The 15,870-nt window shown below is 36.8% G+C and carries 13 protein-coding genes; all 13 read right to left on the bottom strand.

Annotation, left to right across the window (positions count from 1 at the left end; all coding sequences use genetic code 11):
- Positions 1–164: 164 nt before the first annotated feature.
- Positions 165–827 carry a DUF2461 domain-containing protein gene (locus U859_RS0114485; protein ID WP_025144078.1) on the bottom strand — a complete coding sequence of 221 codons (663 nt, stop codon included), beginning with the start codon at positions 825–827 and terminating at the stop codon, positions 165–167.
- Positions 828–965: 138 nt separating this feature from the next.
- On the bottom strand, positions 966–1,364 hold the full coding sequence (locus U859_RS0114480; protein WP_025144077.1) for a hypothetical protein: 399 nt from the start codon (positions 1,362–1,364) through the stop codon (positions 966–968).
- Between the two features lie 4 nt (positions 1,365–1,368).
- Complete coding sequence (locus tag U859_RS0114475) at positions 1,369–1,641, bottom strand: hypothetical protein (RefSeq protein WP_025144076.1); 273 nt, start codon at positions 1,639–1,641, stop codon at positions 1,369–1,371.
- Between the two features lie 98 nt (positions 1,642–1,739).
- The gene (locus tag U859_RS0114470; protein WP_025144075.1) at positions 1,740–2,123 is read right to left on the bottom strand and encodes a hypothetical protein; all 384 of its coding nucleotides are present in this window, start codon (positions 2,121–2,123) and stop codon (positions 1,740–1,742) included.
- Between the two features lie 192 nt (positions 2,124–2,315).
- Positions 2,316–3,635, bottom strand: coding sequence for a DUF4302 domain-containing protein (locus U859_RS0114465; protein ID WP_025144074.1), 1,320 nt, complete (start codon positions 3,633–3,635; stop codon positions 2,316–2,318).
- A 23-nt stretch (positions 3,636–3,658) separates the two neighbouring features.
- Positions 3,659–4,999 carry a putative zinc-binding metallopeptidase gene (locus U859_RS31100; protein ID WP_025144073.1) on the bottom strand — a complete coding sequence of 447 codons (1,341 nt, stop codon included), beginning with the start codon at positions 4,997–4,999 and terminating at the stop codon, positions 3,659–3,661.
- A 19-nt stretch (positions 5,000–5,018) separates the two neighbouring features.
- Positions 5,019–6,491 (bottom strand): RagB/SusD family nutrient uptake outer membrane protein, encoded by a 1,473-nt coding sequence (locus U859_RS0114455; RefSeq protein ID WP_051584702.1) that lies wholly within the window; start codon positions 6,489–6,491, stop codon positions 5,019–5,021.
- A gap of 8 nt (positions 6,492–6,499) precedes the next feature.
- Positions 6,500–10,114 carry a SusC/RagA family TonB-linked outer membrane protein gene (locus tag U859_RS0114450; RefSeq protein ID WP_084153073.1) on the bottom strand — a complete coding sequence of 1,205 codons (3,615 nt, stop codon included), beginning with the start codon at positions 10,112–10,114 and terminating at the stop codon, positions 6,500–6,502.
- 342 nt (positions 10,115–10,456) lie between these two features.
- The gene (locus tag U859_RS0114445; protein ID WP_025144070.1) at positions 10,457–11,617 is read right to left on the bottom strand and encodes a FecR family protein; all 1,161 of its coding nucleotides are present in this window, start codon (positions 11,615–11,617) and stop codon (positions 10,457–10,459) included.
- 63 nt (positions 11,618–11,680) lie between these two features.
- Entirely contained in the window at positions 11,681–12,244 is a 564-nt protein-coding gene (locus tag U859_RS0114440; protein ID WP_162799935.1) for an RNA polymerase sigma-70 factor, read from the bottom strand.
- A gap of 262 nt (positions 12,245–12,506) precedes the next feature.
- A complete protein-coding gene (locus U859_RS0114435; RefSeq protein ID WP_025144068.1) occupies positions 12,507–13,376 on the bottom strand; it encodes a DUF4302 domain-containing protein in 870 nt (289 codons plus the stop codon).
- A gap of 11 nt (positions 13,377–13,387) precedes the next feature.
- Positions 13,388–14,281 carry a putative zinc-binding metallopeptidase gene (locus U859_RS0114430; RefSeq protein ID WP_025144067.1) on the bottom strand — a complete coding sequence of 298 codons (894 nt, stop codon included), beginning with the start codon at positions 14,279–14,281 and terminating at the stop codon, positions 13,388–13,390.
- Position 14,282: 1 nt separating this feature from the next.
- Positions 14,283–15,860 carry a RagB/SusD family nutrient uptake outer membrane protein gene (locus U859_RS0114425; RefSeq protein WP_025144066.1) on the bottom strand — a complete coding sequence of 526 codons (1,578 nt, stop codon included), beginning with the start codon at positions 15,858–15,860 and terminating at the stop codon, positions 14,283–14,285.
- Positions 15,861–15,870 lie beyond the last annotated feature (10 nt).

Raw genomic sequence — 15,870 nt, 5'->3', positions numbered from 1 at the left:
TTAAAGTTTCAAGAGTTTAGTATTAGGTTGGATATTCAGTAGCAAGTATCTAGTAGCAAGTATTTAGTAGCAAGTATCAATAGGGTTATTCTGTTTGAAAATTGGTCATTGCTACTGGTTATTGATTATTGTTAATTGGTTATTGATTATTGATTATTGTTTGATTATTGTTCTATTGCATTCCGTAAAAATGCAACTAAAGGTTGTACCGTTTTAAAAGAACTTATCAACTTATTAACGAGATTCGGCTTTAAAAATTCTTCATCACTGATTTTGGTGGTTGCTTCGAAGCTTTTCAGTTTTAAAAATTCGATGTTAGGATCTGCCGGATCATAACCCTTTGGAGCATTTTTAAGTGCATTATCAACACCTAACTTAAAGCTTTTCTTAAAATCCTTCTCATTGATGATTTCTTTAAAATCGCCGATATTATAATCAATTTCCTGTCTGATCAGTTTTAAATGCGCTGCTTCGGGCATCCAGTAACCACCCGCCAGAAACCCTTTGCCTGGTTGAATGTGCAGATAATAACCCGGCTCGTTGCCTCCCTTGCTTTTTGCCGAAAACCAGATACCAAAGTTATTTTTATAAGGATCTTTATTTTTACTGAAACGTACATCACGATAAATGCGTAAAAGGCTCTTTTTAGGGTCTGCCTCTGCAGAAAGTAGTGGATCTACCTTAGCCAGTTCGGGAATAAGTGCGGCTACAAGTTCAAGCACATCGGCTTTTGCTGTTTCGTAAACCTCTTTATTGGCAGCAAACCATTCGCGGTTATTATTTTCCGCAACATCTTTTATAAAATTTAGCGTTTCTTTTTTAAGCATACAGTTTTATGGTTAACTGGTTAATTGTTTTAATCGGTTAACTGGCTCAAAAGCCAGCCGCAAATTTCAAACTCGTTTAATCGGTTAATTGTTTGATCTATCAATCGAACAGTTAACCAGTTTATACAATTTAAACAATTAACCTTTATCGTAATACGGCTTGTACTTGATGTTTGGCGATAAAACATGAAGCAATATAATTCTCGAATAACGGTAATTAAAGGGATACAGGATAAAACAGCCTGCAAAAATCACGATCAGATAATGCCAGAAAGTAGCATCAGTTAATGGTCCGAAAATTAAATAGGTAATGAAACTGGCAAAAAGCATTTCGATTACGTTCATCGCATAGCTTACATACATGGCTGCGTAAAAGTAACCGGGTTCGATTTCTATACGCTGTGCGCAATGACCGCAAATTTCTTTGGTATGCTGAATATTCCAGCCGTACATGCTGCCGGTAAAAATATTTCCCCTACGGCAATGCGGGCATTTACAATGCACAATGGCATATAACTTTGAAGTTTGCCCTTCCACACTTTTAATTTAAATTAAAGGGTTCTTTTTTCATGTTGAGGTGAATGTTCTTTTTACGGTATTTTTTATACCAAACCACACCTACAATTACCGCCATTAAATATGGAATAGACAACAGGTATAATACCCCGGTATTTAAACCTGCCGTTTGCGTATTGCCATTTTTAACACCCTGTTCGGCATTAATGGTACACATAGAACATTGTGCATTTACCTTAGGGCTTACCGCAAAGGTAAATACCAGCACAAACAGGATAAAAATTGCTTTCTTCTTCATGAGCTACAAATATAAGCATAAACGGTTGGAGGGGTTTAAAAATTATGTCATAAAAAAACCTCACTTTTTGAGTGAGGTTTTTGGCACAATTTATTTTTTTACTGAGCTATTAGTGCCGCGTTATTATTTGAAGTTAATGTTAAAGTAACAGAAAGCTGGCCATTTGCCGATGAGCCGTAAATATTGCCCTCAAAATGGGTAATCTGATTATTGAGTAAAGAACGGACCAAACTTCCACTCACTGAATTGATGGTATAAACCCTAAATGCACCACCACTATTTGGAACCTCTTTCATAACGGTTCCGCTTAAAAACTGATCGGTTGTGTCATCAAAATACAATTCACCAAAATATCCGTCTACACCTAAACTAATTAAAACAGGTTCCGTTTTATGGATTGCCTTTTTAGAAAACGACTGGAATGAGGATAGTCCAATGATGGAAAATGTCCCCAGCAGGAGAAATAATAATAGTTTTTTCATAAGGAATGATTTTATAAGGTTTTGAAATATAGATAAATATACATTTTTAAGGATAAAACAGAAAGCGATTTTTCATCTATAAATAAAGCCTTAAAAAGTACTTAATGAACAAAATGTTAAATGAGCTTAATAAAAAACCCTTACTTTTTAGGGTAAGGGTTTTAAGAGCATATATTAATTTATTGAATATATCTATCTAGGTCTCCAGCTAATCCAAGCTTGTGCATCAGATTTACGTACCATATCGTAACGTGTTCCATCAGGAGACGTAGAAATAAGGTACCAATCTTGAGAACTACCTGCTGTTGCTCCCCCGTACAGAAGCGCTCTTGCAGCTGTCATTGAAACAGCCAATGGTGCAGTTCCTGTAAACGTTCCGGCGCTCGAAACCAGTGTAAACCGGGCAATACCACTAACAACAGTTACGGGTGTTACTGAAAAAGCATAAGGGGCAACTAATCCGGTCGTAAAAGCGATTAAACCATCATTGGCACCACCAAATACTGATGCTCCCGCATACCATAAGTTGGTATAACCAGGAACACTTCTGAAATTACAAAAATCATCAACGCCATTGGCATGAAAAGCTTTATCAGAAACCCAGCAATCATTAAAGTTTAAAGCCTTTTGATTGTACCATTTTTGTGCGGCAGTTGCGTCGAATTTTAAAGGAGCTATAGCCTCATTTAATGAGAAGGCAGTACCATTTATTGTTCCTGCAAAAACCCTGTTTGTAGCATCAAAGCTTGTATCCTTAATTTGGCTTATAGTTGCTGTACCTATAGTAATTGGATTAAGAAATACCATTGTTGTTCCATCTACATAAAAAGCGCCAGTTACCACAACGGCTGCACCATTAACATAATAGGTAAAAATTAACTGTTTATTGGTTGGATCAACTTTAACTTCACATTCAACCCCACCAATGGTAGTTCTTTTAAAATAAGTTCTAAGCTGTGCTAATTTTGACAATACATCATTTGTACCTTTTGGAAATGCATCGTATTCTGCAGCTGTTTTAGCCTTTACCAAAAATAACTTACTTCCTAATCTATTTCCTATTAGCTTGATGGTATCACCTGAAGTTTTGTCAAAATAAAATTCAAAATCTGATTTGTAACCGTTACCTGCCTGGCCTCCTGCAACTGATGGATCAGGATCGGCTAACAAGTGGATGTAAGAATAGGTATCAAAAAGTAATGTTGGTGCCTGTTGTAATCTTAACCGATAACCACTCTCAGCACTTGTTGATGCTGCTGCTGTAGTGAAATCCGATATCATATTAACTCTGTCGTTGGTACCAAATTTCATCGAGAACAAGTACACGCCACCTCCTGATGGAAAAAGCAATGCTTTCCATCCATTGGTATTACCTGTTAAAGCATCCTTATAAGAGGTAAGCGCAGCTTCGGTTCTTTCTTCCGGCCTTTCTCCTGGCCCTGGATCTATGCCTTTCTTACAACTGTTAAATAGCGCAACAGAAAGCAGGGCATATAATATATATTTTTTCATGTTTATATTTTTAAGTATGAAAATTAATTCAGCGTTCCAATAATGAATGATGTTGGATCAGTTGATTTATAGAATGCACCAAAAGCACCTGGCAAACCTTTAGTTCCAGGAACGAAATTAGGGGCATAATCTATATTGAATTTATTATTAGCCACATAACCAGCAAGTCCGGCAAGTGATGTTTTAATAATGCCATAATTACTATAAGTTGCTGAAGTTGGTTGCACACTATTTAATGTTAGTGTTGCTGTTCCATTTGCATCAAATGATATCGTATAGTCTGCATCACCACTAAATGTATTTGTACCTTGTGTAAAAGTATATCTGATGGTAACCAGGTTATTGGCACCGAACAACATCGAATAGGTAGTTAAACCAAAACCCTGAGCAGTCATTGCTGTTTTAGCTGTATTCCAAAGTGCTAAAAACTCAGGAGATTGTGGGGTTTGTGTAGAAGGACTAGCTGTAAGAGTAGTATAAGTTTTACCAGTGCCTATTGCAGTATACAGTGGTGGTGCGTTACGATCTGTAGCAGCAGTAACTTCAGCCTGAAGTGCATAGAAATCAATATTAAATGCTTTCTTGAAATAATCTACCACAAATGCTTCTTTTTTGCGAAGCTTTGTTTGAGAATCAGCTGTTAGCGCATTAACTGTTGCATCGTATTTTGCTTTACCATACTGTAACATAATAGAGGTCATTTCGGCAAAATCTTCTAACGGATTAGAACGTGAATATTGCGTAATAAAACCTAAAGTCCTGGCTACAGCCTGACTTGGAATGTTCCAGTTTGCGGTATAATCAGCTTTGGTTACCAGATCGAAATTCACATCATAAGCCACTTTTTGATTCAGAATATGCGTAAACTCGTGCTCAATTACATGGATCATTTCTGAAGTAGCGGCCGTATTGCTTTTAGAGAAATTATTGATCACATACAAAACAATTTTCTTTCCTCCTTCGGCAGTACCCAAAGTAATGGTACCGTCACCATTATAAGATGGACTTCCTACCAGGTAAAACTGTTTAGGTGTATATATCTTCATAAAATTCGGACCACCCACCTTCTCATAAGGCTTTATCCAGATATCCCTAACCGTTTCCATCGCCGGGATTACCTGGCTTTCTTTCGGAGGGGTTATATCTTTGTCTAAATCAGCTTCAAAAGGATCGAAGCGATATTTCACTTCAATGTTATAAGGATTAAGATAATTGGTAGTCAACCAGTTATCGATATCTGATTTTACGGTATTATTTCTGTCAATTGCATCTAAATTTGCATTAAGTGTTTTATCCTTCTTGCAAGATGACACGGCCACAGATACAACCAGTGCCAACAAACTTATTTTAAATATCTTTTTCATATTTCTATATTTAATAATACTACCTAGGATTTTGGTCTATACCTGATAATTTAACCTCAGAAGGAAGTTGAAATAAACGGCGTGGATCAGTTGGTGCAAGTGTTACAAAAGTATCAGAATTGTCTACCGCCTTAATATTGTGTCTCACAGTTAAACCTAACCTTACAATATCCAACCAACGTAAACCTTCTTGTGCAAATTCTTGCTTTTTAAAGTCTAAAACGGTTTTTACCAATCCTTCTTTAGGATCGTTCGTATTATAGAAAGAAGCAACTTTTGCCAATGTTACAGCGTGTGTTGTTGAGTTGTAACCTTGTACCCTTGTGCTTACAAAAGTATTTAGATCGGCTAATGCTAAAGTATTCTGTCCTAAATTTGCATAGGCTTCTGCCCTGTTCAATAGAACCTCATCAGTAGTAAACTGGATCATCATCGTGTACGGAAACCCAATTGTTGCATTAGGGCTTGTACGGATAAATAATTCTAAATATTTATAGAGTGTGTAATTTGGTACACCATAGCTTAATACTTTTTGAGAAGTAAAACTTGTTCCGGTAACATTTGGCTGATACGAGGCTGCATTTAATGTCAAACCCATTCCGTAACGGTAAAATGCCTGATTACGTGCCCAACTAGATGCTGCTTCAGTAATTAATAAATTTGAAGGTTCAGCAGCCTGGGTAAATGCAATACGAAACTCGTTTGCTGATGCAGCATAATAACGCGTATTCCATGGCCTGATGATCGTTGCAAAACTACCGCTTGGCGCTACCGCTGTAGCATAAGTTACCACTTTTGCATAGTCTCTTTTGAATAAATAAAATCTGGCAGCGAAAGCATTTGCAGCGGCCTGGTTAAAATGATATTTCGGAACTTTGTATGCATTATCTTTTAATAATGGCATACCTTCTAAAAGATCTTTCTCTATTGCGGCATAGGTTGAGGCCACCGTTCCACGGGTATACTGACCAAAAACTATTTTTTCTGGTACAGTAACATACGGAATGCCAGGAGAATCATTCGATGTTGTTGGATCGTATGCTTTTGCGAAAAACGTTACCAGCATAAAATGTGCATAGGCACGGGCAACCAATGCCTCACCCTTGTAGGCCAGATATGCTGTTTGATCTGGCATGCTATTTATGGCTTCAAGGGCTGCATTAGCAGCGGCTATAGCCGTATAACTTGCATTCCAAAAGTTGGTTGGTGTTCCTGTATCTCTACCGTTCACATCCCTCCATAAATAAGCATCCTGATTTTCAACTGCAATATCACCAACGTTAACACCTTTATCTTCAGAGTTATCGGAAGCAGCTTCTGCAAAAGTAACATAATCTGCCTGTGCGTATGCTGTAGCTAAAAGCTCACCAACCTTTTCAGGGGTATTTAATTTGGTACGTTGATCGGGAGCAGTTTCTAAATATTTCTTACAACCACTAAAAGAAGTAATTGCAAGAATTAATAATACTGAACTATATATTTTTTTCATCATGTTATAAATTAAAATCCAACTTTTAGTGATAAAGTAAACTGACGTGGGATTGGCAAGGCCACACCACCTGTTCCAAAGAACTCTGGATCTTGTCCGTTTAGCGCTTTATCTGAGTAAATTAAAACCACATTATTTGCAATAAGACTTAACGAAGCTGTTCTGAAACCAAACTTGCTGATCAATGCCGGTTTAACATTATAACTTAACGAAACTTGTTTCAACCTCACAAAGCCACCATCTGCAACCCTCGCCGATGAGTAATTGTAATTGTTATAAGGATATCCATCCAGTTGTGCAACCTGTCTTCTATCAAGAATTGAAGGCACATTGGTAATTAACTCATCACCAGGCATTTCCCATCTGTTAAGAAAAACTGAAGACATTGCGTCTAAATCATTGTAACTCGATTTGAAAACAGGATTTAACCTCACTTTATTACCAGCACTAAAAGTTACCAATGCACTGAAAGTAAAATCTTTGTATCTAAATGAGTTGTAAAAACCACCTGTTAAGGTTGGATCAATAGGGCCTTCGTATTTTAAGTATTTAGTTACATCGCTCTGCAAGTAAACATTTGTTCCAACTGTACCATCTTCTTTAATAAATTGAGGCACACCATTTGCATGGCTCAAACCTTGAAAATCGATAGAGAACAAACCTCTTTGTGGGTAACCCAATTGTGCACCACCATCAGAATTAACCAAATCAAATATTAAAGGTTGATTTTGTAAATTGGTAATTTTCGAAGTGTTGTGTCCAAAGTTTAACTGGGTATTCCATCCCCAATCTTCTTTTTTGAAGATTGTAGCACCAATTGTTGCTTCAATACCTCTCGATTTCATATCAGCATAGTTGGCAACTTTAACTGGCTCGCCACCAATACCTGATGTTCTGATTGCACCAATCAGATCGTAACTTTTTCTATCATAAGCATCAACCGTTAAAGTTAAACGATCATTAAAAAAGCCTAAATCCAGACCTAAGTTTAACTCGTTCATTTTTTCAAACGTCAACTGAGAATTTTCTAAGCCGGAAATAAACAAGGCTGTTTCTTTTTCAGATAAGTATGGTCTGCGTGTACCCTGTGCTAAAAGAACCAAACTAGAGTTTGTAGCCGGGCCTAAACTAGCAACTAAACCATAAGTTGCACGTAAAGTAGCACGGTTTAATACTTTTTTAATGCTTTCTTTCTGCATAAAGTTTTCGGTATCGATGTTCCATGCACCCGATACGTTCCAGGTAGGTAACCATCTTGCTGTACGCGATTCTCCTAAAAGGTTAGAACCATCATAACGTCCGGTAGCATTGATGCTATATTTACCTTTATAAGAATAAGCTGCTCTTAACGAATAGTTTAAATAGCGCTCGTAATTATATTTCATACTGTAATAGTTGAAGTTAGACTCCACATTCTGTTTTACAATATTAGGATCAATATAGGGCACACCACCCTGATCGTATTGATAACCATAACCATCAAAAGTTTTATGCTGACGGTTAATGTACCTTAACTCCTGAGTAGCAAAAATATTTACCAGGTGATCTTCATTAAAGGTTTTATTATACTCTAATGAGTTACGGAAATAATAATTGGTAATGTTATCATCAACAGTATTGTAAAAACCACCAAAAGGTAAAACTGAAACTGGTAAAGCATTCGGATTATCAGGGTTTCTGTAAAGGAAACGGTTATTGTTAAGAATGGTTGGATTTTGTTCTGCCACGCCTGCACGATAAGCTTTTGCCTGATTTGAATTTTCAGTGATTTTATGCTCCTGATTTGTTTTAGCAAAACGGTAAGCACCATCAAATGAATATTGCAAATCTTTAATTATTTTATATTTAATACCAACCTGACCTTTAAAATCGATTTGGGTAAGGCCTAACGTGTTATTTTTTAACTCATCAATAATATTGAACGGAGCATAATCTTTAGTAAAATATTCCAGATTGCCGTTTGCATCGTAAGGGGTTAACACACGACTTGTATTTATCGCATAACTAAATGGGTTAATATCGAAATCCCTGTCGTATGTTCCAAAAACCGGATTACTGTTCCTGCCCAATGTACCTGGCGCAACCTGATCGCGGACTGAACCCTGAGTCAATAATTCGAATGTTAATTTTTCACTTAACTTAAATGTTCCTCTTAAATTGCCGGTAAAACGCTTAACACCATCACCGATCGTCCAACCGTTATCGTTTAAGAAACTTGTTGAAGCATAAAATTTAGATTTATCTGTTCCAGATGTTACACTTAAAGAGTGCTCCTGTAGTAATGAGTTTTTAAACAAAACATCAAACCAATCTGTATTGGCATTAGCATAACGCTGTAAATAAGCCTTTTGACTCGGAAAATCATTTCTTAAAGCATAGGTATTTGTTGCCGCATCATAACTATACATCTGGTTGTACATTTTGGTAAATACACCACCATTTGCATTATTTGCAGTAACTCCCTGGTTTAACCAGCCTTTACTCTGCATTTCCAGATAAACATTCATCTGGTCGGCAGAATTTAAGATATCGTAATTGCTGTAAGAAGGTTTTAAATAGCTTGAAAAGTTACCAGTGTATGAAACCAAAGGTTTTCCTTCTGTATTTCTACCTTTTTTTGTGGTTACAACAACCACACCATTCATTGCCCTTGCACCGTATTGTGCGGTAGCAGCAGCATCTTTCAAAATATTAAAGCTCTCAATATCATCAGCATTTAATCCTGCTACCGATGAACCAATCAATGTATTGGCATCACCAGATGAAAGCTGTTCGTTAGAAATATTTACAACATCTTCCAAAATTACACCATCAACAACCCAAAGCGGTTTATTATCACCTGAGATAGAGGTTGCACCACGTACACGGATTTTCGGAGCAGCTCCAAATGTTCCTGAAACGTTTTGCACGGAAACACCGGCTACCCTACCCTCAAGCATCCTGCTGATATCAGTAATACCATCACGTTTCACATCAGATGCTTTTAATGCAGTGGCAGCACCTGTAAAAAGTTTTTTATTCAGATCCTGATAACCTGTTGAAATTACGTTTACCTCTTTAAGCTGGGCAGCATCTTCTTCTAAAGTTACATTAATCACAGCACGCGAACCAATTTCTACTTCAAGGGTTTTGTATCCAATATAGCTAAAAACCAAAGTTGCATTTTCTTTAACAGAAATCGCATAATCACCTGCAGCACTGGTTGATACTGCATTTGCAGCACCTTTTTCCCTTACGCTTACACCAGGTAATACAGCACCGTTCTTATCCCTTACTTTTCCACTTACTTTTACGGCAACAAAGTATCCGATCACTTTATCAATAATCGATTTTTCTTTAGGTATAATTAAGATGGTTTTATCTTCAATGGTGTAGCTTAGATCATTTCCAGAAATAATCTGTGCCATTACCTCTTCGATAGTAGCATTGCTAAAATTGGCGTTAAAAGTAGTGGTACTTTTAATCTTGTTGGTTGATAATAGCACATCATAACCAGATTGCAGTCTGATTTCTCTGAACATTTTTTCTAATGTTACATTTTTTTCCTTTAATGTAACCAGCTGGCCAAATGAAGCTGCACTTACCTGCATTAAAGAGGCAAGTAATATGACCGTAACTAACTTCATAATTAATAGCAATTTAGGTATGTAGCGTCGATGCGTACATAAAATTCTAATATAAATTTTGTACATTTAATAGTCTGTTTTTGTGCGGAACGCAATTAAGTTTGGACGCCAAAAAGCGTTTCGCGATTATCCAAGAAATAAATTGATTTTTAATCGATTCCGGCTTACGGAATAGCTAAACAGATATGAAAGGGGTGTTGCAAGCACTCCTTTTTTTATTTATCCAGCATTGAATCGTCAGGAGTGTTGTCGAAGTTTAGTCATGGTTTTTTGTTAGGTTAAAGGTTGATTAATTAGTTATTTTTAGAGATAAAGGTTAGTTACTCCTTCATCTGTTCTCGTTTATTCTTTGTAGACAATCAATTTATTGCCTTTAATATCAAACCGTACTTCTCCAGTTTGTTCAAACTTTCTAAGCACTTTCGATATTTTTTCAAAACGGCTTACGGTACCGTAATACATTACTTCCTTGGCTTCCGGATCGGCATATTCGACCTCTACATTGTACCAACGGGCCACTTTACGTAAAATGCTGACCTGTTTTTCGTTATTAAACATGAAATAGCCGTTTTTCCACGCTATTGCCTCGTCTACATCAACTCCTTTTACATCAATACCAGAAACGGATAAGATAGACTGCTCACCGGGTTTTAATATCTCGCTTTGATTAGTATTTTTCTGCGAAACACGTACACTACCTTCAAGCAGGGTTGTTTTGGTTACAATTTCGTCGTTATAGCTGTTGATATTAAAGTGTGTACCTAATACCTCTACGGATTGCTTATCGGTTTCTACGATAAACGGATGTGCTTTATCTTTGGCTACTTCAAAATAGGCTTCACCATCAAGTTTTACCACACGTTGTTTAGCTGTACCTATATTTAAAGGGTATTGAATTGAAGATGCTGCATTTAGCCAAACAGTTGATCCATCAGGCAAGCGGATTTGCCATTCACCTCCGTTAGGGGTAGATATGGTATTTAACCGTGTATCCTCAATATTTTCTGATTCGGCAATGTTATACACCAGTTGACCATCAGCTGTTTTGGTGATTGAAAATCCTGCTTCCTTTGCAATGTTACCTGTGGTGGCGTCAGAAAGTGAAATCTTTTTCCCATCGGCTAAAGTTAAAATAGCTTTATTTTTACCAGGGGCAACATCAGTGGCAAAAACGTGCTCTTTCTTTTTATTTAAAGAAATGTAAGCCGTAAATGAGAACACTATAAATACAACTGCAGCCGCAGCCCATTTTATGGTACTCATCAAAATTTTACGGGGTGAGCGCGCAGGTTTATCTACATTAAGAATTTTATTTAGAACCGGGTTCCATTTTTCATCAACAATATCAACAGCATATTCTTCCTCTGCAACAATCATTTTCACGATTTCGTCAGTAAGGATCGAATTGCTATGCTCAGCCAGAGCTAAGAGTTCTTCTCTTTCTGCCGGGCTTAATGTTTTAGCTGTAAATTGTTGTAATAGATAAAGTATACGTTCTTCCATATAAAGATTCTGATACTAAGAAGCCGCAAAAGAAAATTAGGACTATCGGGATTTTACTTTTTTTTATTTTATTTTAAAAAAGAAGCAAACAATAGGAAAAACAAATGTAATTCCATGTTGATTTAAATGTAATCTTATTGATTTAAGCGATATTACGAGGGCATTTTTAACGGTATTTGGCGAAATATTAAGTATTTCTGCAATTTCCGGGATGCTTTTACCATCACGCCTGCTTAACTGATAAATGTTTTTGCGCTGTTCGGGTAACTTTTCTACTGCCACAGCTATAATCTTGGTAATTTCGTTCAAATTAATCTCTTCCGAGGTGCTATTGTGGCTATTCGGCTGCTTGTTGGTAAAAGCATCGATCACTTTATCTTCCTTAAGCTTTTTCCGGAGGTAGCTCAAGCACTCATTAGATACATATTTATAAAGATAGGCTTTCACATTCTCTACTTCTGCTAATTTATCACGGTTAAGCCAAACCCTTAAAAAAGCATCCTGAATAATTTCTTCAGCAGCATCATCAGATTTGGTAAACTTTGTAGCGAAAATTTGGAGTACAGGAAGATACTTGAAGAACAAGACAGAAAAAGCCTGTTCATCTCCTTCAACAATTTTTTTCACAAGTATTTTTTCACCCTCAGAATCTTTAAAGCGCATATTGTAAAATAAATCCTTCCAACTCCCTAACCGAGCTCATAATTGGTTTGTTTACGAAGCGTTCATAAAAGAATAAGTAAAACGCATAGTCTCATATAGATTAGGTAGATATATTTATAAATATACAATTTGATTTGATAGCTGCATGGAATAAAATAAAAAAACCTCGCTTTTTAAAGCGAGGTTTTTAAAAATCCAAAACTGTTTTTAGGTCAGAAACATGGGCCTAAGGCGTTGTTGTTAATCTAGGAATCATTTTAAACGTATTGTTACTGTTTGCATAATAACCTAACGGATATTGGGTAGTTGCAGCAAAAAATGTTAGTTTATTTACTTTAACACCTTCTATGGTATATTCTTTATAAAATTCGATACCTGTATCTGTTGCGATATAAGAAACGGTCAGGCTTGGTGTAGTGGCTAAAGTAAAACTGCGATTTGGCCTTGATGTTCCATTTACCGTTGCAATCGTAGGCACCCCTTGTAGTGTTTTACCATTAACTTCAATAGCAAAGCCTCTGTAAGTATTAAATTTAGTATTGGCCGTTTTGTAATTGGCAATAATCGTTGCAAGCTGATCGGATGCAACAGCTCTCATCTTCATTACATTGCCGTATTTTCTACCTTTCAACACCACAGAATCCTGACTGGAGCTAAGCACTAAAAATTCAAATTCTCCTTTCATACCGCTATCTGAAGCACCAATACCTAAACTGGTACTGTTACCAGTGTAATATCCGGGTAACGAAAAATAGTGAATAACGGAATTATAGGTATCAAACGTCAATATAGGACCAGAACCTGCATAAACCTTAAACGTGCTGCTTTGCGTGGTGGTAGCATAATCAGCCTGTAAAGTTACATCAACCGATGTTGTAAAATTAGGAAAGAGGTTAAATCCTCCATACTCTACATTTGCTCCAGGATAAAAGCTGAATATCCAGGTTTTTTTTCCATTTAAAGCACTGTATGCGTCGTTAATACTGGCATTTAACCTTGCCGCAGGACTATCTTCAAATATCCGGTCTTTCTTTTTATCACAACCTGTAAATAAAAGAATAGCTAATACCGTTATAAATAAATATTGTGTTTTCATAATTCTTCTAGTTAAGGTAAAGTTGTTTGATCGAATGTAGATAGGCCGGCAACTTTAGCCTGAATATTTGCACGTAATGCATCCATGTCGATACCAAATTCATTTTTCATGTAGGTTTTAACAACCTCCATTTTGGTATTAATAATGGCTATGCCTGCAGGCGTACTTCCTGCCGAATTTAAATATGCGGTATATTCACTTGCGGATAAAGTAACATAAAATGAATACAGCTCAGCGAAATCTTCTGTTGATTCTTTTGAGGCATATGGAGAAATAAAGCCAGCGGCAATTGCAGCTCCATCTGTTACATAGGTTGTGTTCCATACATCTCCCACATAGCCGACCCCAGAAATGGTATTAAAACTTGTAGGAAATGGCTTAGTTTGATTTAAAATGTGTTGAAACTCATGGTGAATAACATGAAAATAATACTTGTTTAAATAGCTGATACTGGTTGAATTTCCAGCCAGGTTATTTAAATTATACAGGTTGATTTTTTTACCTCCCTCGGCTGTTCCCAGTACAATCGTACCGTTACTTTTAACAGATGAAGTACCTATATAAGTTAAAATTTTCGGAAAATAAGCTCTCATAAAAGCTTTACTTCCGGTAATATCATCATACGGCTTTAAACCGAAGTTTAACAACAATTTCGTCATCCTTACCGAACCATCGTAAGTTGCAGGCACTAAATTGTAAGTCAGATCGGATTCCCTGTCGACATATTTATAAATGATATCGATATTGTATGGAACCGTATAATTATTATAGATATAGCTATCCAAAGCATTTTTTGGAAGTGTTGAATCTACAAAAACACTTTCTTCGCTTAGTTTTTCTTTTTTACATGAGGTATAAATCAGACTAATAAGAACTAAGCATATCAGGTTATATTTTATTTTCATATTATCTTGGATTAGGGGTTAAACCTGCTGCAATTACATCTTGTGGCAATTGAATCGCCCTTCTTGGGTCTCTTATAATCAAAGTATTTGTTGAAACACTATTTACCACCGCGCCTGTTGTGCTTCTTCTGGTAATTTCAATACCATATCTTTTCACATCAAACCACCTTAAACCTGCACTGTAAGTTTCGATCCTTCTCATGTATAAAATGGCATGCAGCATATTTTCCTGTGTTCCGGCTTCAATTGCAAATTCGGGATTCAACTTTTTCTTAGGCGTAGGAGCTGTTGGCGTAAAATAGGCGAAAGAATTTGCCCAGTTATTAATGCTTGTTTCGGTTAAAGTTGGTAAGCTAGCGGTTGTGTAGGTAAAACTGCCCCAGTATTGCATATCAGCTAATGCAGCCGTATAGTTTTTTAACTGGATATTTGCTTCAGCACGGGTAAGCAAAGCTTCTTCGAACGTAAAAGGCGTAAACACCCCGTGAGCATAACCGGTACGGGCAACCGGATCGGTATATTCGAACTGGTAACTTAAGTGTGCAAAAAGCACCTTGTTATTGCTTGATGAATATGAAAATGCTTTAAGCCTGTAACCAGTGGTACTGAAGGTTCCGAAGGGACCTTTTGATGCAATGGTTTCGTTATTGGAAATCGCCAAACCGGGTACAAACCTTGATAAGGTGCTATAACCACCAAAAAGAGTTCCCATGGTAGAAAATGAAGGTGTAATTAAAAAATTGGCTTTAATTCCACTTCCGTTATACTCACGCGCCATATCAGAAAATGATGCGGCATAGGATGCAATTTTAGCATAATCTCTAACATAACTGGTTGGCGAATTGGCAAATGATGCGGAAGCATAAGTTACTGCTTTTGCCCACTGGCCCATATATAAATAAACTCTTGCTGCAAATGCATTGGCTGCCGATTTGTTAAAATGGAATTTTGCAGCATTTGCATTTGCATATGATGCATCATTGATTAAGGGCACACCAGCTTCTAAATCCTGTACGATATAATCGTATACTTCCTTTACCGTGTTTCTGGTATATTTCGGGTTTAAAGTATTTTCTGACTTGGTCATATACGTTATACCGAGATCTGTGGCAGAATTGGCAGGCGAGTAATGCTGCGCAAATACATTTACCAGGATAAAGTGTGCATAAGCTCTTGCTACCAAAGCCTCGCCTCTGGCCGCACTTAGGGAACTCGGATTACCTAACTCTTCGATGGCCGTAAGCGCCTGGTTTGCACTTGCAATTGAACTGTAACAAGCTCCCCAGATTCTTTCAATTCCATCATTACTGGTTTCAGTAATATCTTGCCACCCATACATTTGCTCAGTTAATCTAGAGCTCGTAAAGTTAGGCCCGTAATCATCAACATTATCTGACGCTAGTTCTGTAGTCACCACATAAGCGTTAGTAGGATAGGCTGAAACCAATAACCGTGATATTTTATCAGTAGTATTTAATTCGGCTCTGTTATCTGGCAATTCATCTAAATATTTCTTACACGAAGAAAAATTAAATAATATAACTGCACTAAGTGCGATATATATAAATCTCTTTTTCATATTAATAAAT

The sequence above is a fragment of the Pedobacter jeongneungensis genome (assembly GCF_000633455.1).
Classification (GTDB): Bacteria; Bacteroidota; Bacteroidia; order Sphingobacteriales; family Sphingobacteriaceae; genus Pedobacter; species Pedobacter jeongneungensis_A.
Note: the sequence above shows the minus strand (reverse complement) of the source record. Positions and strands in the feature narration are given on the sequence as shown.